The sequence below is a fragment of the Vreelandella sp. ssv genome (assembly GCF_059448525.1).
In genome coordinates this window covers 893,992-917,056 of record NZ_CM182545.1, presented here as the reverse complement: position 1 = coordinate 917,056, position 23,065 = coordinate 893,992, and the positions used below count along the sequence as shown (strand labels likewise).

General features: G+C 54.4%; 18 protein-coding genes. 9 read left to right on the top strand and 9 right to left on the bottom strand.

The genetic code is table 11. From position 1 onward, the window contains the following. Positions 1-35: 35 nt before the first annotated feature. Complete coding sequence (locus AC5TBW_RS04260) at positions 36-1,283, top strand: EAL domain-containing protein (RefSeq protein WP_495510879.1); 1,248 nt, start codon at positions 36-38, stop codon at positions 1,281-1,283. Here AC5TBW_RS04260 and AC5TBW_RS04255 read toward each other — a convergent pair. Continuing rightward, positions 1,208-3,448 (bottom strand): ATP-binding protein, encoded by a 2,241-nt coding sequence (locus AC5TBW_RS04255; RefSeq protein WP_495510878.1) that lies wholly within the window; start codon positions 3,446-3,448, stop codon positions 1,208-1,210. The genes AC5TBW_RS04260 and AC5TBW_RS04255 overlap by 76 nt on opposite strands. 18 nt (positions 3,449-3,466) lie before the next feature. Then, positions 3,467-3,982, bottom strand: coding sequence for a putative pterin-binding protein (locus AC5TBW_RS04250; protein WP_495510877.1), 516 nt, complete (start codon positions 3,980-3,982; stop codon positions 3,467-3,469). Between the two features lie 170 nt (positions 3,983-4,152). Here AC5TBW_RS04250 and AC5TBW_RS04245 point away from each other — a divergent pair, with 170 nt between their 5' ends. Together AC5TBW_RS04245 and AC5TBW_RS04240 are read left to right on the top strand one after the other, a co-directional pair. Then, on the top strand, positions 4,153-4,866 hold the full coding sequence (locus AC5TBW_RS04245) for a response regulator transcription factor (RefSeq protein WP_495510876.1): 714 nt from the start codon (positions 4,153-4,155) through the stop codon (positions 4,864-4,866). A gap of 281 nt (positions 4,867-5,147) precedes the next feature. Continuing rightward, entirely contained in the window at positions 5,148-5,396 is a 249-nt protein-coding gene (locus AC5TBW_RS04240) for a hypothetical protein (RefSeq protein WP_495510875.1), read from the top strand. Between the two features lie 105 nt (positions 5,397-5,501). Here the strand turns inward: AC5TBW_RS04240 and arfA are convergent, their stop codons facing one another. Both arfA and dkgB read right to left on the bottom strand, forming a co-directional pair. Beyond that, the gene (gene arfA / locus AC5TBW_RS04235) at positions 5,502-5,663 is read right to left on the bottom strand and encodes an alternative ribosome rescue factor ArfA (protein WP_495510874.1); all 162 of its coding nucleotides are present in this window, start codon (positions 5,661-5,663) and stop codon (positions 5,502-5,504) included. A gap of 97 nt (positions 5,664-5,760) precedes the next feature. Beyond that, the gene (gene dkgB, locus AC5TBW_RS04230) at positions 5,761-6,579 is read right to left on the bottom strand and encodes a 2,5-didehydrogluconate reductase DkgB (RefSeq protein ID WP_495510873.1); all 819 of its coding nucleotides are present in this window, start codon (positions 6,577-6,579) and stop codon (positions 5,761-5,763) included. 92 nt (positions 6,580-6,671) lie between these two features. On the opposite strand from dkgB, the gene AC5TBW_RS04225 reads away from it, so the two are divergent. Continuing rightward, entirely contained in the window at positions 6,672-7,931 is a 1,260-nt protein-coding gene (locus tag AC5TBW_RS04225; RefSeq protein ID WP_495510872.1) for an MFS transporter, read from the top strand. A gap of 20 nt (positions 7,932-7,951) precedes the next feature. Here the strand turns inward: AC5TBW_RS04225 and AC5TBW_RS04220 are convergent, their stop codons facing one another. From AC5TBW_RS04220 to AC5TBW_RS04210, 3 genes are read right to left on the bottom strand one after another with little or no spacing between them, the layout of a single operon-like run. Further along, positions 7,952-9,673, bottom strand: a complete 1,722-nt coding sequence (locus AC5TBW_RS04220; RefSeq protein ID WP_495510871.1) for a bifunctional protein-serine/threonine kinase/phosphatase — start codon at positions 9,671-9,673, stop codon at positions 7,952-7,954. Between the two features lie 3 nt (positions 9,674-9,676). Next, entirely contained in the window at positions 9,677-10,573 is an 897-nt protein-coding gene (gene cobA, locus AC5TBW_RS04215; RefSeq protein WP_495510870.1) for a uroporphyrinogen-III C-methyltransferase, read from the bottom strand. Next, a complete protein-coding gene (locus AC5TBW_RS04210) occupies positions 10,533-13,298 on the bottom strand; it encodes a nitrate reductase (RefSeq protein ID WP_495510869.1) in 2,766 nt (921 codons plus the stop codon). The genes cobA and AC5TBW_RS04210 overlap by 41 nt, the downstream gene beginning before the upstream one ends. A 764-nt stretch (positions 13,299-14,062) precedes the next feature. Between AC5TBW_RS04210 and AC5TBW_RS04205 the strand changes: the two genes are divergently transcribed. The 3 genes from AC5TBW_RS04205 to nirD are packed head-to-tail and all read left to right on the top strand — an operon-like array spanning position 14,063 to position 18,336. Then, positions 14,063-15,370, top strand: coding sequence for an NAD(P)/FAD-dependent oxidoreductase (locus tag AC5TBW_RS04205; RefSeq protein ID WP_495510868.1), 1,308 nt, complete (start codon positions 14,063-14,065; stop codon positions 15,368-15,370). Next, on the top strand, positions 15,370-17,892 hold the full coding sequence (nirB, locus tag AC5TBW_RS04200) for a nitrite reductase large subunit NirB (RefSeq protein WP_495511911.1): 2,523 nt from the start codon (positions 15,370-15,372) through the stop codon (positions 17,890-17,892). The genes AC5TBW_RS04205 and nirB overlap by 1 nt, the downstream gene beginning before the upstream one ends. A 36-nt stretch (positions 17,893-17,928) precedes the next feature. Next, positions 17,929-18,336 (top strand): nitrite reductase small subunit NirD, encoded by a 408-nt coding sequence (gene nirD / locus AC5TBW_RS04195; RefSeq protein WP_495510867.1) that lies wholly within the window; start codon positions 17,929-17,931, stop codon positions 18,334-18,336. A 63-nt stretch (positions 18,337-18,399) separates the two neighbouring features. On the opposite strand, the gene AC5TBW_RS04190 is transcribed toward nirD, so the two are convergent. Beyond that, a complete protein-coding gene (locus tag AC5TBW_RS04190) occupies positions 18,400-19,236 on the bottom strand; it encodes an alpha/beta fold hydrolase (RefSeq protein WP_495510866.1) in 837 nt (278 codons plus the stop codon). Positions 19,237-19,404: 168 nt separating this feature from the next. Between AC5TBW_RS04190 and AC5TBW_RS04185 the strand changes: the two genes are divergently transcribed. Beyond that, complete coding sequence (locus tag AC5TBW_RS04185; protein ID WP_495510865.1) at positions 19,405-20,340, top strand: cation diffusion facilitator family transporter; 936 nt, start codon at positions 19,405-19,407, stop codon at positions 20,338-20,340. Here AC5TBW_RS04185 and AC5TBW_RS04180 read toward each other — a convergent pair. Then, positions 20,330-21,511 carry an MFS transporter gene (locus AC5TBW_RS04180; RefSeq protein WP_495510864.1) on the bottom strand — a complete coding sequence of 394 codons (1,182 nt, stop codon included), beginning with the start codon at positions 21,509-21,511 and terminating at the stop codon, positions 20,330-20,332. The two genes, AC5TBW_RS04185 and AC5TBW_RS04180, sit on opposite strands and share 11 nt — an antisense overlap. A gap of 137 nt (positions 21,512-21,648) precedes the next feature. On the opposite strand from AC5TBW_RS04180, the gene AC5TBW_RS04175 reads away from it, so the two are divergent. Further along, complete coding sequence (locus AC5TBW_RS04175; protein ID WP_495510863.1) at positions 21,649-23,037, top strand: aminotransferase-like domain-containing protein; 1,389 nt, start codon at positions 21,649-21,651, stop codon at positions 23,035-23,037. Positions 23,038-23,065 lie beyond the last annotated feature (28 nt).

The window sequence follows — 23,065 nt, the reverse complement described above, 5'->3', positions numbered from 1 at the left end:
GATCGTTAAGAGTATGGGGCATCAAGAGAACCACTATGCTGTCGAATGCTTTAATTATTGATGATGATCTTGATGTGCAATTGCTGGGTAAGATGTTATTGCTCCAGCTGGGATATGAGGTCGTTACAGCGGGCAGCCTAGAGGAACTCGCGCGACAACCAGCTCTACTCAATGCCGAGCTCATCCTGCTTGATTTTGGGCTTGGCGAGTTTACAGGCCTGGATATTCTCGACTATCTATACGATTTACACCTAAAAGCTTCAATCCTATTGATCAGCAGTGGCTCGGCAGAAACCTCGGCAAGTGCCATTGCAGCAGGAAAGAAAATGGGCTTCCACATGCTCGGATTTCTGCCCAAAGCCAAGCTACTCACTGACCTAGCACTATTCCTTCAACCATTAAAAACAGCCCCCAAAGCGCCCACAAGCGATGACCTGGCGAAGGCCATTCGTGAAAAACAGCTGTTTCTAGCCTTTCAGCCCCAAGTCGACCTTCAGCACGTGCCTCAACAAGACCAAGTTATTGGCGTTGAAGCGTTGGTTCGCTGGCAAGATCCTCAACGCGGAGTGCTCTACCCGGATAGCTTTATCCCCCTGGCAGAGCAGAGTGGGCAGATGGTAGCACTCACTTGGTACGTGTTGGAGCTTGCCCTGCAGCAACAAACCCAATGGCTATCGCAAGGTTGGAACTTAAACCTCTCAATCAATATACCGGCAGCTTTTATTCTAGCAGAAGGCGTACTCGAAGCGTTTGACCAGCTCACCCAGCAGCACCAAGCCGTGCTTAGCAATATCACTCTGGAGCTCACTGAAACGGTAGGCGTGGAGTGTTTGGGATTTGCTCGCCATGTGTTTAAAGCGTTGCGAAAGAAGGGCTGCAAACTGGCATTAGATGATTTTGGTACCGGTCACTCTTCATTAACTCAGCTCTACCGACTGCCTTTCAGCGAGCTAAAAATTGATCGCAGTTTTGTCTCTCTGATCGACCAGGACAACGACGCTTTTGCCATCACAGTATCCATCATCGAATTAGGCAAACGCCTTGGGCTGACGGTAGTCGCCGAGGGGATCGAAACAGCAGCACAACACGCCATGTTGGTCGAAGCAGGTTGCGCGGTGGGTCAGGGTTACTTTATTTCTCGACCACTCACCGCGGCTGCCTTTAACGCTTGGATGTGCGAGCAATCACAGGCCCAAGTAATGGTTGCTCAGGACGAGAGCATGCTTTCTCGCTGTAACGCTTGCTGTGTAGAGGTGTGCAGTGCCGCTAATCGCTCCACATAAATGGCCAGCTCATTCAGCGGCGCTTTTAACGCCGCTTGTTCCAACTGGCTGGCTTGCTCAGCAATAGCAGCACAGCCGAGAGAGGCCGCAGCTCCCTTCAATGAATGCGCCTCCTGGCCCATAGCCTGGCGATTTTCTGACTGCCAGTAGCCGTTAAGGCGAGCGACACGCTCATCAAGCCGCGTTAAAAACGTGGTCAGCAGCGCATCCAGAGCCTTGGGTTCAAAAGTGCTTAGCAGCTCTTCGCAAAGACGCTTATCGAGCACTTGCACCGCCCCAATACTATCGCCCAGCGATTCGGGCCGTTTAGTAGGAACAGTAGCGTGAGTGCTGACAGACTCAGCGCTTTCGTCGTTTGAGAGATAGCGGCTAATCACCTGATACAACTCATCGCGCGTAAAAGGCTTATGGATCATATCGTCCATGCCGCTTTGCATGCAGCGCTCTCGGTGCTCAGGCATCACATTGGCGGTCATCGCCACTATGGGCAGCTTAGGCAATTGATGTACAGCTTCATAATCGCGCCAACGTTGGGTGGTTTCTGTGCCATCCAGCTTGGGCATCTGCATATCCATTAACACCAAATCAAACCGGCCATGGTCTGCTTTCAACTGATCGAGCGCTTCCTGTCCGTTATCTGCAACAGTCACTTGCTGGCCAAGGCGTTCAAGCATGACGCGAGCCACCGTTTGATTTAGCGGATTATCTTCTACCACCAAAATATGATGGGGGGTGATTGCTCGCGGGTGTTCACCGCTTTGATAAATCGCCACAGGTTCGGTTTCCGGTAGGCTGACGGTGAACCAAAACCGACTACCTAGTCCCAGCTGGCTGTTAACGCCTATATCGCCCTGCATAACCTCGACCAACCGTTTACAGATTGCGAGACCAAGCCCGGTGCCTTCATGACGACGCGCCATTGAGGTATCCACTTGCGAGAAAGCTGAGAAGAGCTGCGTTTGATCCGCTTCCGCGATACCACAGCCAGTATCGTGTACCTCCACTAAAATATTATCGTCCCCAAGAGGCTTTACCTGGCACTTAACGAATCCCTCTTCCGTGAACTTTAAAGCATTATTGATTAAGTTCATCATGACTTGGCGCAGCCGCGCGATGTCTCCCAACACATAGCGAGGTAGTGCCGGATCGATCGCGTAACTAAAGGCGACCTTTGCCCTCGGTCCGCGAAGGGTATAGCTTTCACAAAGCTGGTCAATGCATTGGTGGAGATCAAACGGCTGGATATCCAGATCGAGGCGTCCCGACTCAATTTTGGTGTAATCGAGAATATCGTTAATCACCGCACGTAGGCTCTCGGCACTACGCTTCAATGCCGCCAAATAAGTCTCTGCTTTAGGTGTTTTAACCTCCTCGCTTAACAAATCCGCCATACCCACGACGCCATTTAACGGGGTCCGAATTTCATGACTCATCACCGCCATAAACTCTGATTTTGCGAGGCTCGCTTTCTCTGCTCGTTTGGCTACCTCATTTAACTCTTGGCTCTTGGTTTCTAACGCCCGAGCCTTACTATGGCTGAAGCGCCCTTCTATAATTAGCGCGCGAACCAGCATACCGCCTGAAAACATTAACAAGACGATAAGCAACAGCACCAACCCGTAGAGACGCGTCAAGGCGCGGTGTTCCTCACTGTGCATTTTGGAAAGATGGGCGTTAGTTTCGTTCAAAATGTTACCGGTGAGTTGCTGTAGCTCAGCCGTTTTTTGCAGGAGAGTCGCCGTTAATTCGCTATTTAACTGAGCAGGGTCGTTCCATACCGCTTCGAGTAGGATTTCCATCTCTAAAATGTGGGTTTGAGTTTGTTGAATGACCGCCTCAACAGTCTCAAGTTTCGCCACAAGCTTTCCTATTTCACCTTGAAAAAAAAGCGATTGCCGACTGTAAAGAATTTCGTAACGCAGCAACACATCATCAACCGTGGCGCTCCCGGCACTCGTTTCGAATAGTGAGAGGCGCAATTCGCGCACCTCTCGGTCAAACTGATAGCCAGCCCATAAAACGTTTTCGAGCAGCCGATTCTCCAGCACGTGTTGACGGCTATAAATAATCCCGCCAGTGGTTAGCGCCGAAAGAAAAAAAAGGATCGCTGAAAATGTAGCGACCCTGGTGCTCCGGGCAAAAAAGAACTTCAATAAGGCCAGCATGGCAATTGTCCGATTATTTTATTCGACGTCGATGCGCGCCACCTGCCACACAGAGCGCGAAAATATCTCTTCATTTAGCAGCTCAGGGTGCTGGTCAAAAGGGTAAATGACAAACAGCGGCCCCTGGTCGCGAATTCGCAGCGGTTTACCGTTTGCAGTCATGGCAAGAATGACATCGTAATTCTCAAAATCACTGATGGGCACTGTCGCGGCGTACTCATTCAACGCTACAATACGAATATCCTCCCTCTCAGCATCGACGGCTTCCAGAATAGTTCGCACCAATGGGCCGGAGAAGCTAATCACGCCGTCGTGCCAGGGCGTACGGGTAACCGTTTCGTGCTGCCCTAAGCTTTCTAACATCGCTTTATCAAAATGGGCTTCGTCACCCACATTAGTCTGCCCCACCTTTCCACTCACTACCAATACCGCCGGGCCTTCAGGTACTTCCAAGGCAATAGCCTGGAATGACAGCAAGGCCATACCCATCGCGACGATGCCCGCCCTGAATTTGAGAAACAAAGAACGACACATTGGGCTGCACCTCGGTATTAGCGATTAAATAGTGCAATGAGTATATATCGGCCGTCTGCGGATAAACTGTGAACCTTTGTGTCAACGCATCATCATCAACTAAGCTTAACGTATGAGCTTGCCGCTTCTACGCGTGTGACGTTTATAAAACGATAATACGGAAAATCACCATGCATATTGGCGTACTTGAAGATGACCTCGACCAACAGGCCTTTATTGAACAGTGCCTACTAACGGCAGAGCACCAAGTTTCGCTGTTTAGCCGCTCAAGCGAGCTTCGCCGGGCGACACAGCAGCACAGCTTTGACCTGCTGATTATCGATTGGCGCCTACCCGACAGCGATGGCATGGATGTAGTGGCTCATCTTCGCCAGCACGACAGCTGGCGTGGGCCAATCCTGTTTATTACCGCCAGCCAGGGCGAAGACGATGTTGTTAAAGCCCTGGAGCAAGGCGCCGATGACTTTCTCGCCAAGCCCCTTCGCCCCAGCGAACTGATTGCCAGAGTGAGCGCATTAGGTAGACGCTCAGGCTATGCCACTCCACGCGCCGCACCAACCTGCCCCAATATCTTTACTATGCATACTGAGGAGCACTATATCAGCGTGGCGGACAACCCCGTTGATTTAACCGAACGTGAGTATCGGTTAGCCGCCCTTTTCTTCTCAAAAATCGGCGAACTTATCACCCGTGCGCATTTATTAGAGTTGGTGTGGGGCATTAAAGGGGATGTTTCGACGCGTACCGTGGACACCCACGTAAGTCGCCTACGCCGAAAATTGGAACTGGATGGTCGTCATGGGCTGCGGCTCAGAAGTGTGTATCAGTCAGGATACCGGATGGAGACCTGTCAAATCACCACGCCAGAAGAGGCGGTTAAATAAGTTGACGCTCTTATAATCATCGGTTAAAAGAAAAGAGCTGCCTATAAAAGGTAGCTTAGTTTTTTATTAACGAGACCTTCTCATGCGCTGGCAAATCCGCGTTACACGAATGAATAAGCTGCATCGCATTATTAATAATGCGGTATCAGCTTATTGTCGCGCGCCAGATATTTATTGAGAAAATTGGCCGCGGCAGGTGTCGCGGCCATGTGTTTTATCGTTACTTTTGATCTTTCCTGACCGCGATGTTGCCCGGCCTCCTAACCAAGGAGACCGACCCCATGACAGTGGCAACGATCACTCGTAAACTGGTTAATGCTTTTACCCATTCTCGTACTCAGCGTCGTCTTTACGAAGACCCACGCTTGCACGACCCTCATCTGCTAAACGATATCGGCCTACGCTGGGAGCAGGGCCAATTGGTATCCATTCACGGTGTAGTGGAGCCAACCCTGCTCAACCAGCGCCATAAGGCTGAAACCCGCGAGGCTTATGACACGTGTCCACATTGCGGGAGTAGTTTGGCGTAGCCGTCGCCCCGGTCACAGGGAGTGGCCGGGGCCTCTCATCGTTAGAGGATCGTGTAGAAGATAATTCAGAGATATAGCCAAATCGCCCGATGCATGAAACCTAGTTCAAGCGGCTTGGCTATATCCCTGCTTAGCGCCTGCACTGGTGATGCGCCCTTTACGTGAGTAGCTGCCCTTACCCTTTTTAGGCGTTTGCTGCTGCATTTTGAACATCGGTGTTCGTAGCTGCGCTTTTAACGCGTTATCTTGAATCTTGCGCTGTTTCATCATGTTCTCCGCTAATTTAAGGATGCCTGCCAATGGCAAACATCCGTTAGGACAGCTATTAAATTTTAGCGTTCCAAGCCTTAATTATTCAGTCCACTTACTCATCCCACGCGGGCGCAAAGTCGGGATTAGCGATACGCTCTTGGCGATCCAACATGGCAATATCTGCCATTTCACTGTCGCTTAACACTAAATCAAAAGCGGAAATATTGCTTTGAATATTACGTGCCTTAGTGGAAGAAGGAATGGTGATCATATTGCGTTGTTTTATCCAGGCCAGGGTAATTTGCGCAGGCGTTACGCCATGGGCGTCGGCAATTTTCTGAAGAGTCGGATCTTCCATTACTTTGCCCACTGCCAGTGGCATAAAGGCGGTGACCTGAATACCTTGATGCTCGCAGTGATCAACTAATTTACGGTTTTGAAGAAAAGGGTGAACTTCGATCTGATTGGTCAGAATTTCACCTTCGCCCAGAATACTAATCGCTTCGTCCACCTGTTCGCAGGTGAAATTGGAAATACCAATATGGCGCGCTTTACCTTCTGCTTTGACTTCTTTAAGCGCCGTCAAATAATCTACCATCGGCACTTCATTTTTGGGTGACGGCCAGTGAATCAACAGCAGATCAACGTAACCTGTACCCAATTTCTGAAGACTTTCATCTACGCTGGCCTTAAGCGTGGCAGGCTCAAGGTTGTCAAACCACACCTTGGTGGTGAGGAAAATATCGCTGCGGTGCACATCACTGTCATGAATCGCCTCCCCTACGCCGGCTTCATTACCATAAAACTGTGCCGTATCGATGTGCCGATACCCCGCATCAAGCGCCGCATGGATGCTCTGCTTTAGCGTATCGCCTTCCAGGCGAAAGGTACCGAAACCGGGGTTAGGCATTACATTTTGCATCATTAACATCCTTTTCTATTGATAGCGTGTTAACTAACATTGGGTGTCAGCCGCCCTACTTCAACCCTTCGCTAGTGAAATTCGCCTATCATGACGACGCTATGACCCCTTCTACCGATGTCCCCATCAACACAATAGACCCTTTATTACCACTTCATCGCCAATCGGGCTTTTTGAGTTTTTTGCTATCGCGCTTAGCCGCGGTATTTGCCATGCAGATTCAGGCCATTGTGGTGGCCTGGCAAGTCTACGACATCACCCGTGACCCTATGGCCCTGGCCTATGTGGGGTTAGCCCAGTTTCTACCCATGGTGCTGCTTCTGCTTCCTGCAGGAGATTTCGTTGACCGTTTCTCACGCAAACGCATTTTGCAATTTAGCTGGGTAGTACAAGGAGTATGCAGCGCGCTATTGCTCACGCTTTCGCTGAATGGAAGCCGAAATGTAGGTGGCTTTTACGCGGTGCTGGCACTGTTTGGCGCGGCTCGAGCCTTTACCGGTCCTGCCTTACAAAGCTTGCTGCCCAACATTGTGCCCCGCGCGCAGCTTGCCTCTGCCATTGCGTTGAATAGCTCCATCATGAAAACTGCCGTGATTGGCGGCCCACTTTTGGGCGGCATTCTGTATGGCGCGGGCGGCGGCAGCCTAGCTTATAGCGTATGTTTAGGATGCTTTGTTGTGGCGCTAGTGCTGCTGACGCCGGTGCCTATTCGCTATGCAGAAATCTCTAAAACACTGGAAAGTACTGCCATCAAACGCTTTACGGCGGGCATTCGTTATATTCGCTACCAGCCGATTATTCTGGGCGCTATTTCGCTGGATCTATTTGCGGTGTTATTGGGCGGGGTCGTGGCGCTGCTCCCCATCTACGCCCAGGAAGTACTTCACGTTGGACCGGAAGGGTTAGGCGCACTACGAAGCGCTATTGCGGTTGGCGCGCTGCTAATGGGATTGTACTTAGGCATACGTGGCATTAAACGCCGCGCTGGTTTAGTGATGTTTGTGGCGGTGGCGACATTTGGCGTTGCCAATCTCGTGTTCGCCTTTTCGACGTTTTTTTGGCTCTCGATGATGGCCATGCTAGTGGCCGGCGCCGCCGATATGATTAGCGTTTATGTCCGCATGACCCTGGTTCAGCTTGCCACTCCCGATGAAATGCGCGGGCGTGTCAATGCGGTCAATATGCTGTTTATCGGTTCCAGTAATGAGTTAGGTGAGTTCCGCGCTGGCAGCATGGCGGCATGGTTTGGTGCTGTACCCGCGGCTATCATTGGCGGTGTCGGAACACTAGCGGTGGTGGGTGCCTGGATGAAAATTTTCCCCACCCTACGCCTCGTTGACCGCTTCGACGATGCCCGCTGATAGCATCCTCTTAGCCACCCCTAACGTACTAATAGGGCAATCACCACAATAGCTAACGCCAGAGATACACCTTTCCAAAAAAGTACCGGATCGCGCTCTAGTAGTGGTAACTGGGCGCGCTTAAGCACCTCAGTGCTTGGGGAGCGCAGTTCAAAAACAAACTCCGACAGCGCTGGATAACGCTTGTGAGGGCTGGGGTGCAGTGCTTTTTTAAGCACTTCATCCACCCAGGCGGGTAGTTCCCGGTTTTCGCTGAGCGCCGATTGGTAGGCAAGCTTATGTTGCGCCGCCCGCGTTCTGGTTTTGGCTACCTCGGTGCCATAAGGCAGCGTGCCGGTTAGCATTTGATAAGTGATAACGGCCAGAGAGTATTGATCCCCCTGCGGCGACCCGCCTTCTCCCAGAAAATACTCCGGCGCGGTGTATTGAGCGGTGCCCAAAATATCGTTACTGGGCTGCCCTTCGCCTGCCGCTTCGGCGATACCCGCCACCTTGGCTGCGCCAAAATCAATCAGCTTCACCGTACCCTGGCGATCAATCATGACGTTGTCGGGACGTAAATCTTGATGCAACATTTCCAGGCGATGAAAGGCGCGCAGTCCTTTGGCAATTTGCTCGACGATGGGGCGTACACTGGCTAATTCTGCGTCGGGGTGATCGCGCATCCACTGGGTTAGGGTTTGCCCGTCGATATAGGCCAACACCGTATAAAGATAGTGACGTGGCCGCTCTTGAGTGGGTGCTTTGAGAACGTTGACATTGTCAATGCGCCGGGCTATCCACTCCTCGCGCACAAATCGTTCAATGCTCGCCGGGTCTTGGCTTAGCTCGGTAGAAAGCGTTTTCAGCGCCACCTTTTCGCCACTGATGACGTCTTCCGCCAGGTAGACATGGCTGCGGCTGCTGGCATGCAGTTGACGCACAATGCGGTAGCCGTCTAACTCACTCCCTGCACGCAATTCAGACGGTGACGGTAGAGTGCTTAGCGCTGCGTAGAGTTCATTGGCGTGCGAGTCTGGCAGGCTATCAATGCGCACTATCTGCACGGTGAGGTTATCGTCGCTACCGTTATCGATGGCAGCCGCGATAAGCGATTCTGCCGCCGCCTCAAGATCCCCCCAGTGGGCATGAATTAACGTAGCCATTTCTGTGCCGGTTAACCACTCATAAACACCGTCGGTGGCGATTACAAACACATCGTCTTTAGTGATCGGTACTGCACGATAATCCAACTCCAGGTGCTGACTGGCCCCCATGGCGCGGCTTAAATGACTGACTTCCCGCGAGGCCCAGAAGCGGTGGTCCTCCGTCAACGGCTCCAGCGTTTTTCCTACCAATTGATAAATGCGACTATCACCAACGTGGAACAGGTGTGCGGTGGTGGACTTAATCACCATCGCGCTCAGGGTACATACATAGCCACGATCCAAGTTGTAGCGGTACTGGCTTTGACGGGTTTGGGCATAAAGCCAGGCATTGGTAGCTTGCAGTACCCGCTGGGCCGAGGTTTTAACTACCCAGGTGGCCGGAGTGGCGTAGTAGTCTGTCAAAAAACCGCCCACCGCCGCTTCGCTCGCTTCGCGGCTCACGTCGCTGCTGCTGATCCCATCCGCTAATGCGATCGCAATCCCTTTAGTCGAGCGCTGAGGCTCATTGGGTAGGTAAGCGCCAAAAAAATCCTGATTACTCGGCTTGCGCCCTTTATCCGAATGCTGGCCGAGCGAAATGGTCAGTGTTGCCATTGGCTAACGAGCGCCTTCGCTGGCATCACATGCGGCGGCCAACGCCACGGGCGACCTAGCGACCCGCTCCACCACACTACCCACCATAATCAAGCAAGGAGATGGCAAGGGGTGGGCATCAAGCTTCTCTGGCATATCAGCAAGTGAGCCCACCAGGGACTGCTGTTCAGGCTGGCTGGCGTTGGCCACCAGCATGATGGGCCACTCATCGGGCATGCCCGCCTGACGCAAGCCCTCACAAATTGCCGCCACTTTTGAAAGGCCCATATAAAACACCAGGGTTTCATCTTTGCGCGCCAGCGACGCCCAGTCTGGCGTACCGTCTTCGCGGCACAACTGGGCGGTCACAAAGCGCAGTTGCTGCGCATGGCCACGGTCCGTTAATGGAATACCCATGCAAGCGGCGGCAGCGGAGGCGGCGGTAATCCCCGGCACTATAGCGGCAGGGATATGAGCGGCAGCCAGGGCATCCAGCTCTTCACCCATCCGCGCGAAAACTGCAGGGTCGCCGCCCTTAAGGCGCACTACCGATTTACCTGCTTGTGCCAGTTTAATCATCAGCGCGCCAATCTCTGCCTGGGGAACGCTGTGATGGCCACGGGCTTTGCCCACGTAGTAGCGCTCGCTGCCCTGGGGAATCAACGCCAACACCTCGTCGCCGACCAAGCGGTCATACACCACGGCGTCTGCCTGCATTAACAGTCGGGCCGCCTTGAGGGTTAACAACTCTGCATCGCCGCTGCCAGCCCCCACCAAGTAAACCTGCCCCGCGCGGCAATCACCACTCAGTGGCAAACGTATATCAGCAGCATGCTGAACCAACGGCGACATCGCACGGTGCGATAACCGCATCACGGCGTTAAACCACTTCTGTAGTAAGGGATTGCTTAGTGCGAGCATGGGGCCGCTCCTCTTCAATAAGTGATTTCAATTCGGGAATACAGCTACCGCACTGGGTGCCACAGGCGAGCCTGGCGCCCAGCGCTTCAATGCTGGTATCGCCTGCACGGATAGCGTTGGCAATGGTGGTTTGACCCACCTGATGGCAACTGCAGACTACCGGGCCAGTATCCGTGGCGCCATCGTCGCAGCCGGCCAATAGTCGACGGCGATGGGTATCGCTAAGCGACGTCTCGTTAAAACGCGCTTCCAGCCACGCTAACCCTGGCAACTCTTTGGGTGGGCCGACCATCAGCCACCAGCGCAGTTGGCCATTTTCCACGCAGGCGGCGCGCAGCCGTCCGTTAGCCGGGTCTTGGCTGACGACCGATATATCGCCGGGCAACCACGTTTTCAGTTGCGCCAACCAGTCGTTGATCGACTGCGTATTGGCAAGCTGCCAGCGCTGACAGCCACGCATGGGAATACGGGCCCAGTAGGCACTGGTGCGCCAAGGCGTTGATTCCGTTGCCCCTTCGGCGACCAATAGGGTGGCCTGCCAATCAGTAGCCAGAGGCGCCAAAGCAACAGCGCCGTGCTTCGACTCCGGCTGCCCAGAGAGCGGATCGGTGATGCTATCGATCAACGCGCTGCTTCTGGCCTGGCGGGTAAAACAGTCAGTCCAGTGGATGGGCACAAAGACCTCACCGCGGCGTTGGGCATTGGATACCCGTACCCGAGCGCGAAACTCGCCTTTCGCGGCGGTTAACACTGCCAATCCCTGATCGATAACACCAGCGACGCGGGCATCGTCCGGGTGTATATCCATGAAAGGCTCCGCGCGGTGATTCATCAACCGTGGTGCACGCGCCGTCCGGGTCATGGTGTGCCACTGATCACGAATTCGTCCAGTGTTCAGACGCAGCGGATAGGCTTTACTCAGTGTCTGTTCAGGCCCTTGAGGCTGGATCGCCAGCAGTTTGGCGCGACCGTTGGCGGTGGCAAATTGGCCATCCTCAAACAGCCGGGCAGTGCCATGGGGTGCGGCCTTTGTGACCGGCCATTGAATAGGTGCTAAGGCGTCGTAGCCATCCCGCCCCAGGCCCACCAATCCAGATATATCAAACAATCGCTGCGGGCTGCCGGGCCACGCGCTGTTATCAACACCGTTTTCAAACCCTGACAGTCGAGCGTGCTCGTCAAAAATTTCCCAGGGGTGCACGTAGTTAAACGCTTCGGCAAACCCCAGGCGTTTCGCCACCTCGCCTATAATCCACCAGTCATGGCGCGCTTCCCCGGGGGGCGCTAGCATGCCTCGCTGACGAGAAATACACCGCTCGGAGTTGGTGACGGTGCCATCTTTTTCCGACCACCCCGAGGCAGGCAGCACGATATCCGCATAAGGCAACAGGTCGGTGTGGGCGGCGCACTCGGAAACGATGACCAGCGGGCACTTTTGCAGGGCAGCGCGAACTCGCGCCGCGTCGGGCAGACTAATCGCGGGGTTGGTGGCCATTACCCACAGCGCTTTTATTTCACCGCGCTCGATAGCTTCAAACAGCTCCACCGCTTTAAAACCCGGCCCTTCCGGCAGGATCGGCGTAAGGCTCTCGGTGGTCCAAAAACGGCTAACCAGATCGCGTCCGCCTGACGTGTGATAATCCATATGCGCGGCTAGCTGGTTGGCCAGCCCACCCACTTCGCGGCCACCCATGGCGTTGGGCTGGCCGGTAATGGAGAACGGCCCTGCCCCCGGCAAGCCGATTTTGCCGCCCGCCAGGTGGCAGTTGATAATGGCGTTGCACTTATCGGTACCGCTGGAGGATTGGTTAACGCCTTGAGAGTAAAGCGTGACTACATGCAGCTGGCTGGCAAACCAGTAGTAAAAGGTTTCCAGTCGTTCGGGGTCAACATCGCAGGCCACTGCGACTTCCGCCACCGAGCCCGTGGTTTGCTGGGCCGCCGTCAGGGCATCGTCAAACCCTTCGGTGTGGCGCTCAAGGTAGCGGGTATCGAGCTTGCGACGCTGTGCCATCCACGCCAGCAGGCCGTTAAACAGGTAAGCATCCGTCCCCGGCTTGATGCCCAGGTAGAGATCGGCGATTTCACAGCTATCCGTCACCCGCGGGTCGATCACTACCAAACGCATCAGCGGATTGCGCTCTTTAGCGACTTTAATACGCTGATAAAGCACCGGATGATTCCAGGCGAGATTGGACCCCACCAGCACCACCAGCTCCGCCTCTTCCAAATCCTCGTAGTTACACGGCACCGCATCCGCACCAAAGGCGCGCTTGTACCCGGCCACCGCGGACGCCATGCAGAGCCGCGAATTTGTATCTAAATGGGGCGTACCCAAGAAGCCTTTAAACAGCTTATTGGCCACATAGTAATCTTCCGTTAACAGTTGGCCGGAGAGATACGCCGCCACACTGTGATTGCCATGCTCGGAACGCAAAGTAGTTAAACGATCAGCGGTGGCGCTTAGCGCGGCATCCCATGAGACCTCAATGCCATCCACCCGAGGATGCGTGAGACGGCCTTGCTCACCCAGGGTTTCGTGCAACGCAGTACCTTTGACACACAGCCGCCCGTAGTTAGCGGGATGTTCACGGTCACCCTCGACGGCGCTCAGCGTGCCTGCTTCAACGGTCGCCATCACGCCACAGCCAACACCGCAGTAGGGGCATGTGGTTTTGGCTCGCTGCGTCGTTTTGGACTGCTGCCCTGCTTCTGCCCCTCGCATAACACCTCCTCGGGTCAAACGTGAACGCCGTATATACGTATATAAATGCTAGGCATAAAAAAACGTCCAGTCCCTCTTCTCTTAATGCGCTATACCAACGCATTAAGAGAAGAGGGCTGGACGTCGTTGCCACAGCGCACCTTCATCGGTGCATTACTCTTTACAATAGTCTCTTCAAACAAATGAAGACTTTCTAACAGCTACACATTCGGCTACTTATTTTTCTACAGGCTTTGGAGTTGTTCGCTGCCATCGCCTAGCAATGAGCGCTTATCCCTTGTTAACTAACTTGTTGCCAAGATAACTGCAAAAGCCAAGCCTAAAACCCACCCTTTGAAAACTTACTCTTTATAAACAGATATTTGAAAATAAAGTGATGCCGACGCAACGCTCTTTTTAGACTTGTTTTAGTACCTGGCACTCGATAAATGGTGTGTGGAAGTGCACGCCGCCACCCTTTTCGCACCATCACTGTGCAGCCTATCCGAAGAGTCTTGTTATTGCTTTTCCATCATCCATATCTAAGCAGCTGAAGTTAATTAAAAAAATATGCTAAACGGCTAGTTGGCTAGCTCCTTGCTTACTAAAGAGTAAGGTTTTTAATCAATTGACAGCCAATGGCGGTTGTCGCGCGTTTAAAAAGACGCTATCGGGCAACGACGCCCCTGTTACGTACGCTTTTGCGATTCTTTGCAAAGAGGTGCGAGACAGGGGCGTTTTTTGTTTGGTGCTCAAGCAGCCGCAAAGACACAGAGGAGACACCCATGGAAACCACTTCCCGGTGTTCACCCAACGACCACCTAGTGATCATTGGCAATGGTATGGCAAGCCACCGCCTAATTGAGGCGTTGGTAAAACAGCCCACACGCCCACAGCGCATCACGGTAGTGGGCGCAGAGCCAACCCCCGCCTATAACCGTATTCTGCTTTCGCCACTGTTGGCCGGTGAGATGCAGCAGGAGGCGCTTACGCTGCGCGACACCGCGTGGTACGCAGAACAGGGCGTCACCCTGATACTCGGTGAAAAGGTCGAGGCGCTTGACCGCTCACACCAAACGTTGACCACCGATAGCGGGCGATCACTTGATTACGATCATTTGATCATCGCCACCGGCTCGCGCCCAGCGCTGCCTGATGTTCCCGGGATTGAGCTTGAGGGCGTACACGGCTTTCGCGACCTGCAAGATGCCGAAGCACTTGAGGCCATTGCTCAGCGCGGCGGCGACGCTGTAGTGATTGGTGGCGGCCTACTCGGTCTTGAAGCGGCTGAAGGGCTGCGTAAGCGCGGCAACGGTATCAACGTTAGCGTGCTCCAGCGCAGCGAGCGGCTGATGAACCGCCAGTTAGATGCGCCCGCTGCTCACCTACTTAAAGGCACCCTCACTCAGCGCGGTTTACAGATCATCACTGGTGCCCAGCTAGCGCGGCTAGAGAGCGACGCCCAGGGTCGGGTCGCCAAGGTACATCTTGCCGATGGCCGCCAATTGAAGGCCTCCAGTGTGATCGTTGCCGCGGGCATTACCCCTAACGCGGAACTTGGCCATCAGGCGGGCCTGAATACCCAGCGTGCCATCGTGGTGGACGAATGGCTCACTACCAGCGACCCGTCAGTTTCCGCCTTGGGTGAGTGCTGCCAGTTCAATGGCACCACCTACGGCTTGGTGGAGCCAATTTGGCGTCAGGTAGAGGTCCTCGCCGCCACGCTGTGCGGCACAACCACCCAAGGCTACGCGGATGCCCCTAGCGCCACCAAACTCAAAATCAGTGGCGTGGCGCTCTACGCCTTTGGCCCCACCGAGGCCAGCGCCGAGCATGACGTATTGAATTACCACGACATTGAGCGCGGCGACTACCGTCGCCTGCTCTTGCGCGACGGCCAGATAGAGGGCGCGGTGCTTTACGGCGACACCAGCCAAGGCCCTTGGTACTTCGAGCAAGCGCTCGCTGGCAATAACCTTCACGACTACCGCCAAGCACTACTGTTTGGTGCCGCTGATGTCGAAGTACTTCAGGCGGACATGGCTGACCAACAGAACGATACCCTCCATTTATCGACCGCAGAGGTGGCATGATGTCTACCAAAAAAACGGCAACTCCCGAACAGCTTATTATCATTGGTAACGGTATGGTCGGCCACCACCTGGTCGAACAGATCGTCGATAACGGCGCCCTTGAACGCTATCAGGTCACCGTGTTTGGGGAAGAGCGCCACCGCGCCTACGACCGGGTACACCTATCCGAATATTTCAGCGGCCGCGATGCCGATTCGTTGGCGTTATGCGATGCGGATTACTACGCCGTTAGCGGTGTGGAGCTGCGCAGTGGCGAAGCCGTGATTGAGATTGACCGCACTACTCACGAAGTCATTACCGACCAAGGCCGCTACCCCTATGACCGCATCGTGCTGGCAACGGGCTCTTTCCCCTTTGTACCGCCGATCCCCGGCAACGACCGCGAAGGATGTCTGGTGTATCGCACCCTGGACGATTTAGACGCCATACGAGCTGCCGCTGAAACCGCCACTAACGGGGTGGTCGTGGGAGGTGGCTTGCTGGGCTTAGAAGCGGCTAACGCCCTGCGTGGATTGAATCTTGATACGGCCGTGGTGGAATTCGCCTCTCGGCTAATGCCCATGCAGGTAGATAATGAAGGCGGCGAGCTGCTGCGCGAAAAAATCGAAGCTCTGGGTGTCCAGGTGCTTACCGAACGGGCGACTCAGCGTATTGAAGATGGAGATGCCAGCCGTCACCGTATGGTCTTTCAAGACGATAAAGTGCTTGAAACAGACTTGATCGTCTTCTCGGCAGGCATTCGCCCCCGCGACCAGTTGGCTCGGGACTGCGGCCTGGAAATTGGTGAACGCGGCGGCGTGGTAGTAGACAACCAGTGTCTTACCAGTGACCCAGCCATCCTCGCGATTGGCGAAGTGGCCCTGTGGAACCAGAGCATTTTCGGCCTGGTAGCGCCCGGTTATCAAATGGCCAAAGCGGCATTTTCGACATTGACCGGTGGCGATACCCATTTTGGTGGCGCCGATATGAGCACCAAGCTCAAACTCCTTGGCGTGGATGTGGGCTCGATTGGCGACGCCCACGGCAACCAAAATCCCGGTGCGCGGATGTTCCGCTACCTGGATCCCATCAAGCAGGAGTACCGTAAGCTGGTGGTTTCCAGTGACGGTAAAAAACTGCTCGGCGCCATGCTGGTGGGCAACAACGGTGTTTACGATACCTTGCTGCAGTACTACGCCAATGGTATTGAGTTGCCTGAAGAACCCGCCTCGCTGATCCTGCCCCAGAGCAGCGGCGCCGCTCCCACTCTCGGCCCCGGCGCGTTACCAGAAACCGCGACCATCTGCTCCTGCCATAACGTCAGCAAAGGGGATATTTGCGCCACCATTGATGGCGGTGCCGAGGATCTCGCTGGCGTCAAAATCGCCACCAAGGCCAGCACCGGCTGCGGCGGCTGTACCGCGTTACTCAAAAGCGTGGTGGATCACGAGCTGGAAGCGCGCGGTGTCGAAGTCGATAAATCGATTTGTGAACACTTCGCCCATACCCGCCAGGGGCTTTATGACATTGTGCGCGTCGAAGGCATCAAAACGTTTACTGATTTAATTGAGAAACACGGCAACGCCGACACACATCGCCTGGGCTGCGATATTTGCAAACCTGCCGTGGCGTCCATTCTGGCCTCCTGCTTTAACGAACCGATCACCGACGCCGCGCATATCCCCTTGCAGGACACCAACGACACCTTCATGGCCAATATGCAGAAGAACGGTACCTATTCGGTGGTGCCGCGTGTGGCCGGTGGTGAGATCACGCCCGATAAACTCATTGCCCTGGGCGAAGTGGCTAAAAAATATAGCCTCTACTCCAAGGTCACCGGCGGCCAACGTATCGATCTGTTCGGCGCCCGCCTGGAAGACCTGCCGGATATTTGGGGCGAGCTGATTGCCGCAGGCTTCGAGACTGGCCACGCCTACGGTAAATCGCTGCGCACGGTGAAATCCTGCGTGGGCAGCACCTGGTGCCGCTACGGCGTGCAGGACAGCGTCGGCATGGCGATTCAGTTAGAGAACCGCTACAAGGGCCTGCGCTCACCCCACAAGATCAAGTTTGGCGTTTCCGGCTGCACCCGCGAGTGCGCAGAAGCCCAGAGCAAAGACATTGGCATTATCGCCACCGAAAACGGCTGGAATCTTTATGTCTGCGGTAACGGTGGCATGCGCCCTCGCCACGCCGAACTGTTTGCCACCGACCTGGACGACGAGCAGCTCTACCGCACCATTGACCGCTTCTTGATGTTCTACGTGCGCACCGCCGACCGTTTACAGCGCACATCGGTATGGCGTGAAAACCTCGACGGCGGCCTGGAGTACCTCAAAGAGGTGATTCTGGAAGACAGCTTAGGCATCAACGACGAGCTGGAGCGTCAGATGCAAACCGTGGTGGATACCTATCGGTGCGAATGGTCGGATGCCATCAGCGATCCGGAGAAACTCAAGCGCTTCCGCAGCTTCGTCAACGACGACCGCCCAGACCCCTCGATCATTATGACCTCTGAACGCGGCCAGCCACGGCCCGCTTAAGCACCCTGTGCATTCTCAATAAAAACGAGGCAACCCATGACCGCAACGGCACTGAAAAAAGAGATGGATACCATGGCTTCTCAAGACAGTAAGACGTGGCAAAAAGTCTGCACCAAGGCTGACCTAGTAGAATTTTCGGGCGTAGCCGCCTGGATTGAAACCAGCGAAGGCCCGGCCCAGGTAGCGATTTTCTACCTGCCTGGGCATGTGGGAAAAGGACAGGGTGATGGGCTCTTCGCTCTCGACCACCATGATCCCTTCTCCAAAGCCAATGTCATCGCCCGCGGTATTGTCGGCGATCTTAAAGGCGCTGCTGTCGTCGCCTCCCCCATCTATAAGCAGCACTTCCGTTTAGAAGATGGCCAGTGTCTGGAGGATGAGAGCGTCCAGTTGCGTGCCTGGAAGATCGAGTTTCAAGGTGATGAAGTGTGGGTTGAGGGGTAAACCGAGTCATCATAAAAACGCCGCCTGATAGGCGGCGCGGTAGATATTACTCATTGAGGAAAATTAGCTATCCAAGAAAGCAATCAGCGCCTGATTAAACTCATCAGCGTGTGTGGCATTTAGGCCGTGGGGGCCGCCTTTGATCACCTCTAACGTCGCCTTAGGCAGCATCTCATGCGCCCGCTTGCCGCTTACTTCAAACGGCACGATGCCATCTGAATCGCCGTGCAATACCAGGGTGGGGATATCGATATTGGGCAAGTCTTTACGGAAATCGGTATAGCTAAAGGCTTTAATGCAATCGTAAGTGGCTTGAGGAGAGGCGAAGGCGGCGATATCGCGATGATACTGGCGGTTCGGCTCGCTGATTAAGTCACTGCGCTCACCGGCATTGAAAAAGTTCTTGGTAAAGTCTTCCAGGAACGCGATACGATCGCCCTTCACTCCCTCTAAAAACTGATTGATCGTGGCGTCATCCAGGCCACCTTCGGGGTTGTCGTCTGACTTGTACAAGTAAGGTGGAACGGCTGCTGCAAAAACGGCTTTATCGACTCGCCCCGTGCCGTAGCTTGAAAGATAACGAGCCACTTCACCGCCACCCATTGAGAAACCCACTAACGTTGCATCATTGAGATCAAGCGCTTCAAGAAGCCTTTTAAGGTCGGAGGCTAACGTATCGTAATCGTACCCACCATCAGGTTGAGTGGACCAGCCGAAGCCACGCCGATCATAGGTCACCACCTTATAGCCTGCCTCTACTAATGCGGGTACCTGCTTCTCCCACGAGCGCCCACTCAGTGGCCATCCATGAATCAATATCACCGGCTTGCCCGCCCCGTGCACTTCATAGTAAAGCTCAACCGGCGTGCCTTTTTCCGTTCCTACGCTCAGCATTGGCATCGTTTAACCCTCCTGTTTGGCTTAACGTGAATCCAACAAACGCCTCATTAGGTTAGTAGAACTTACGATGCTTTCCAAAAGTGCGTAATCCATCGGCATCCGATACTTCGCTAACAAAGTTGCTATGCTGACTGGATATTTTGACGACGCATACCGGAAGAAACCTTCGTGAAGACAGAATCGAGCACTCTAGCGTTCTCCGCCTTTATGGCGCTGCTGATTGGTTGCGCAGGCATTATGGCCACGCTAGCCTCCAACTCCCAGGCGATCCTGCTGGATGGCCTGTTCAACCTGATCTATTTCAGCGTCGCCCTGGTGACGATTAAGGTGAGCAAATTAGCCAGCCGCCCGGATAGCGAATCTTATCCGTTCGGCTATAGCTACTTTGAGTCATTGGTCAATCTCTGCAAGGGGCTGCTGATTTTAGGCGTCTCCATCTTTGCGCTGGTTGATGCCATTGCTGCCTTGCTTACCGGCGGCCGTGTAATCGCAGCGGGTTTGGCAGTCCTTTATGCCCTGTTTGCTACCGTTGCCTGTTCGCTGACGGCCTGGGTGATGCACCGTAGCCAGCGACATGTGAGTAGTCCATTGGTGGCTGCAGACAAGCTTAACTGGGTGGTCAACAGCGTGATTTCAGCTGCGGTATTAACGGCATTTTGCCTAGTGATAGTGTTCGAACGCTTAGGCTGGCAGGCGATTCTGCCCTATGTAGATTCAGTGTTAGTCATTGCGGTGGTGGTGCTCTGTTTAGGCGTGCCTGTCCGAATGGCCTCGCAGGCACTACGGGAACTGCTCAATAAAACGCCGGAAGAAGCTATTGCGGTGCCCGTTCGCCAAGCCGTGGCGAACGCCTTGGCGGCTACCGACACACAAGAAGTGCGCGTACGCATGGTTCGCCCTGGCCGACTGATGTATGTCATTGTGCATGTGGTGCTGCCGGAAACATCCCTCCTTTCAATCGCCAGCCAGGATGCCCTGCGCGCCCGAGTCGATGAAGAAGTACGCCACTACTACTCTCCAGTGGTATGTGATGTGGTGTTTACCGCCAATACCCGCTGGGCAGCCCCCTCGTGCGGGTTATTAGTAGAAAAAATCAAATCTTGAGCGCCGTGATTAACGGTTGTGTCTTGCGCAGCAAAATGATCGTTGTGACAACGCCACCCAGCAGTACAAGGCCAAACAACGTTAGTGCGAGGGTATGACCCACGGCATCAATCAGTATCCCGGTGGTGATCACCGGAATACTGAAGCCAAGATAAGCCATCAGAAAATAGCCTGCACTGGCCTGGGGAGAGCACTCACCTGCAACCGCCAATACGCCACTTAAACCACCCAAATAGATAAACCCATAGCAAGCGCTGCTGGCAGCCACCGTACCTAGCAGCACCGCCACAAGGTAGCCTTGAACGGCGCCCCATGCGATCACTCCATAGGCCATCGGCAGTATCACTAATCCCAATAGCGTAGCGCTTTGCGGCGCAAGCCTTCTCGCCCAAGGCTGAAACAGCACTCCGCAACTACAAATCCCAAACGTAGCGAAGCCACTCCAGGCAGATAAACCGTGCTGCTGCAACGTAGAGGGTAAAATCGCAATCACTAATCCGACCATCGCCCAAGCCAGCATGATGGCAAGCCCATAAGCGAATGCGCCTGGAGGATAGCTGGGAGGTCGAAGCATAGGGCTTTTAATGGCATTGGGTGCGCGATCTTTAAGTGTGAAGACACCCATTAATGCCAGTGAAGCGATAGCGAGATAAAGCCACAGGCTGGGAGGCGATACGCTTGGGATATGAAAAACAAACAGGCTAGTGACGGCGGCCCCCAAACCAAACCCAAGCGCGGTGCTGGCCGTCACATAGTTCGTCGCGACACGGTGATCCTCGCCACCCAATAGCAATTGCATATAAGCGGGGGCTACCATTGATGTCAGCCCCATGCTGATACCAAGTAGAAAACGGGCAACCCCCAGCGCTACCAGACTCGGCGCTACCAAAGTGATAACAGTAGCCAACAGGCTTAGCAGCAAGGCAATCACGATTAATGGCTTGCGCCCAACCCGCTCAGCAAGCCCATTTAAACCAAGCAATACCGGCAAAACGCCCACCACGTAGCAGGCAAAGGCGACGGTGGTCGCCCCAACCCCTAGACCATCCCGAGCAGCGAAGGCGTCGTAAAGCGGTGCCTGTAAATTAACCGCCGTGGTAATCATACACAGCACAAATGCCAAACAGGCGGCACTTCTTCGATTGATAGCGGGGTTAACAGTGTGACTCATCGATAGTTCCTGAGTGAGTAAAGCAGTGAACCGCTAAGCTCGCACGCTTACTGCACAGCGGTAAGGTACACTTAACCACCACTATCCAGACACTGTTCCGCCTTTTTTAAGAACAGTTGAAAACCATTGGGTCAGTTATGAAACTAGAGGTTAATCGCCACGCCACTACCCCCATCGCGCAGCAGCTTGAATCAGGTATTCGCGCTTGGATTGAAGCACACGGTGCAGGCGGTGGCCGACGCCTGCCATCGATTCGTCGTTTAGCCGCCACCCACCACATCAGCCGTAATGCGGTGATTGAAGCCTACGAACGGCTTGTCGCTTCTGGCTTAGTGCGCTCACGACCCGGTTCAGGTTTTTATGTGGCAGATAGCGCTTCATCGTTTGTCTCGCAGCCTGCTGTTAATCCCGCGATGGAAGAAGTCACCAACGGTTTGTGGGGGCTTTTCAATACCAATGAGCACACCCTAAAACTGGGCTGTGGCTGGCTGCCCAGCGATTGGCGCGAAGGAGATGACTTAACCCACGCGATCCGTTACGTCGCGCGCAGGAGCCGTCCAGGGATTTTCGAATACAGCACGCCTCATGGTTCCCAGGTGCTACGTAGCTTGATCCAAGAGCGCCTACGCCCAATGGCCGTTGCCGCTGACGCCCAGCAGATTGTCATGACCGGTGGCGGTAGCCACTCGCTCGACTTGTTGGTGCGTATGCTGCTGCAACCAGGCGACACGGTGTTTGTTGAATCACCCGGCTACTACAACCTGTTCGGCCTGCTTCACTTACAACGCATTCGCGTCATTGGCGTACCGCGCCTTGCCGATGGACCTGATATCGAGCGCTTGGAGGCTTTGCTAGCCCAGCACCGCCCGAAGCTGTTTTATATCAACAGCGTGTTTCATAACCCCACGGGCAGCACCCTCACTCCCGCGGTAGCGCACCGGGTATTACAGCTCGCCGAACAGTACGATTTTCAGATTATTGAAGACGATATCTATGCGGATTTTCAGCACACCCCCACTACGCGCTTAGCAGCGCTCGACGGGTTGCAGCGGGTTTTCTACCTGGGTAGCTTTTCTAAGAGCCTCTCTTCTTCACTAAGAGTAGGCTTTATCGCCGCACCGGTGGCTTGGGTACAGCGTTTAGTGGATATCAAGATGCTGACCAGTATTTCCGCCTCGCGCTTTGCGGAGCAAGTGGTCACCACTCTGCTGCAAAACGGTAGCTATCGGAAGCTCACCGAGCGGCTGCGCACCAAGCTCTCTAGCCAAATGGCCATGGCGCTGATGATGCTCAAAAAAGCAGGTTGGGAAGTGTATACCGAGCCAACAGGGGGGATGTTTATCTGGGCAAAACCACCGGTGGCCATTTCGCCCGAAACTCTGAGCGAACTGGCTCACCGGTGGGAAGTCACGCTATCGCCGGGGCACCTGTTTTTTGCCGATCACCAACCGACACCCTGGCTGCGACTCAATGTTGCTTACATGCAGGACCCAAGGGCGAAAGCATTTATTGAGGCAGTAAGCTAAAAGCGGCGCTGATGCTGCTACTGTCAGG

Excerpts from the sequence above, each read along its gene's own strand:
- AC5TBW_RS04190 (WP_495510866.1), bottom strand. The coding sequence starts at position 19,236 with ATGCCAATGCTGAGCGTAGGAACGGAAAAAGGCACGCCGGTTGAGCTT.
- AC5TBW_RS04225 (WP_495510872.1), top strand. The coding sequence starts at position 6,672 with ATGACCCCTTCTACCGATGTCCCCATCAACACAATAGACCCTTTATTA.
- AC5TBW_RS04245 (WP_495510876.1), top strand. The coding sequence starts at position 4,153 with ATGCATATTGGCGTACTTGAAGATGACCTCGACCAACAGGCCTTTATT.
- arfA (WP_495510874.1), bottom strand. The coding sequence starts at position 5,663 with ATGAAACAGCGCAAGATTCAAGATAACGCGTTAAAAGCGCAGCTACGA.
- AC5TBW_RS04180 (WP_495510864.1), bottom strand. The coding sequence starts at position 21,511 with ATGAGTCACACTGTTAACCCCGCTATCAATCGAAGAAGTGCCGCCTGT.
- AC5TBW_RS04175 (WP_495510863.1), top strand. The coding sequence starts at position 21,649 with ATGAAACTAGAGGTTAATCGCCACGCCACTACCCCCATCGCGCAGCAG.
- AC5TBW_RS04260 (WP_495510879.1), top strand. The coding sequence starts at position 36 with ATGCTGTCGAATGCTTTAATTATTGATGATGATCTTGATGTGCAATTG.
- cobA (WP_495510870.1), bottom strand. The coding sequence starts at position 10,573 with ATGCTCGCACTAAGCAATCCCTTACTACAGAAGTGGTTTAACGCCGTG.
- AC5TBW_RS04255 (WP_495510878.1), bottom strand. The coding sequence starts at position 3,448 with ATGCTGGCCTTATTGAAGTTCTTTTTTGCCCGGAGCACCAGGGTCGCT.
- nirB (WP_495511911.1), top strand. The coding sequence starts at position 15,370 with ATGTCTACCAAAAAAACGGCAACTCCCGAACAGCTTATTATCATTGGT.
- AC5TBW_RS04250 (WP_495510877.1), bottom strand. The coding sequence starts at position 3,982 with ATGTGTCGTTCTTTGTTTCTCAAATTCAGGGCGGGCATCGTCGCGATG.
- AC5TBW_RS04205 (WP_495510868.1), top strand. The coding sequence starts at position 14,063 with ATGGAAACCACTTCCCGGTGTTCACCCAACGACCACCTAGTGATCATT.
- AC5TBW_RS04240 (WP_495510875.1), top strand. The coding sequence starts at position 5,148 with ATGACAGTGGCAACGATCACTCGTAAACTGGTTAATGCTTTTACCCAT.
- AC5TBW_RS04220 (WP_495510871.1), bottom strand. The coding sequence starts at position 9,673 with ATGGCAACACTGACCATTTCGCTCGGCCAGCATTCGGATAAAGGGCGC.
- dkgB (WP_495510873.1), bottom strand. The coding sequence starts at position 6,579 with ATGTTAATGATGCAAAATGTAATGCCTAACCCCGGTTTCGGTACCTTT.
- AC5TBW_RS04210 (WP_495510869.1), bottom strand. The coding sequence starts at position 13,298 with ATGCGAGGGGCAGAAGCAGGGCAGCAGTCCAAAACGACGCAGCGAGCC.
- nirD (WP_495510867.1), top strand. The coding sequence starts at position 17,929 with ATGACCGCAACGGCACTGAAAAAAGAGATGGATACCATGGCTTCTCAA.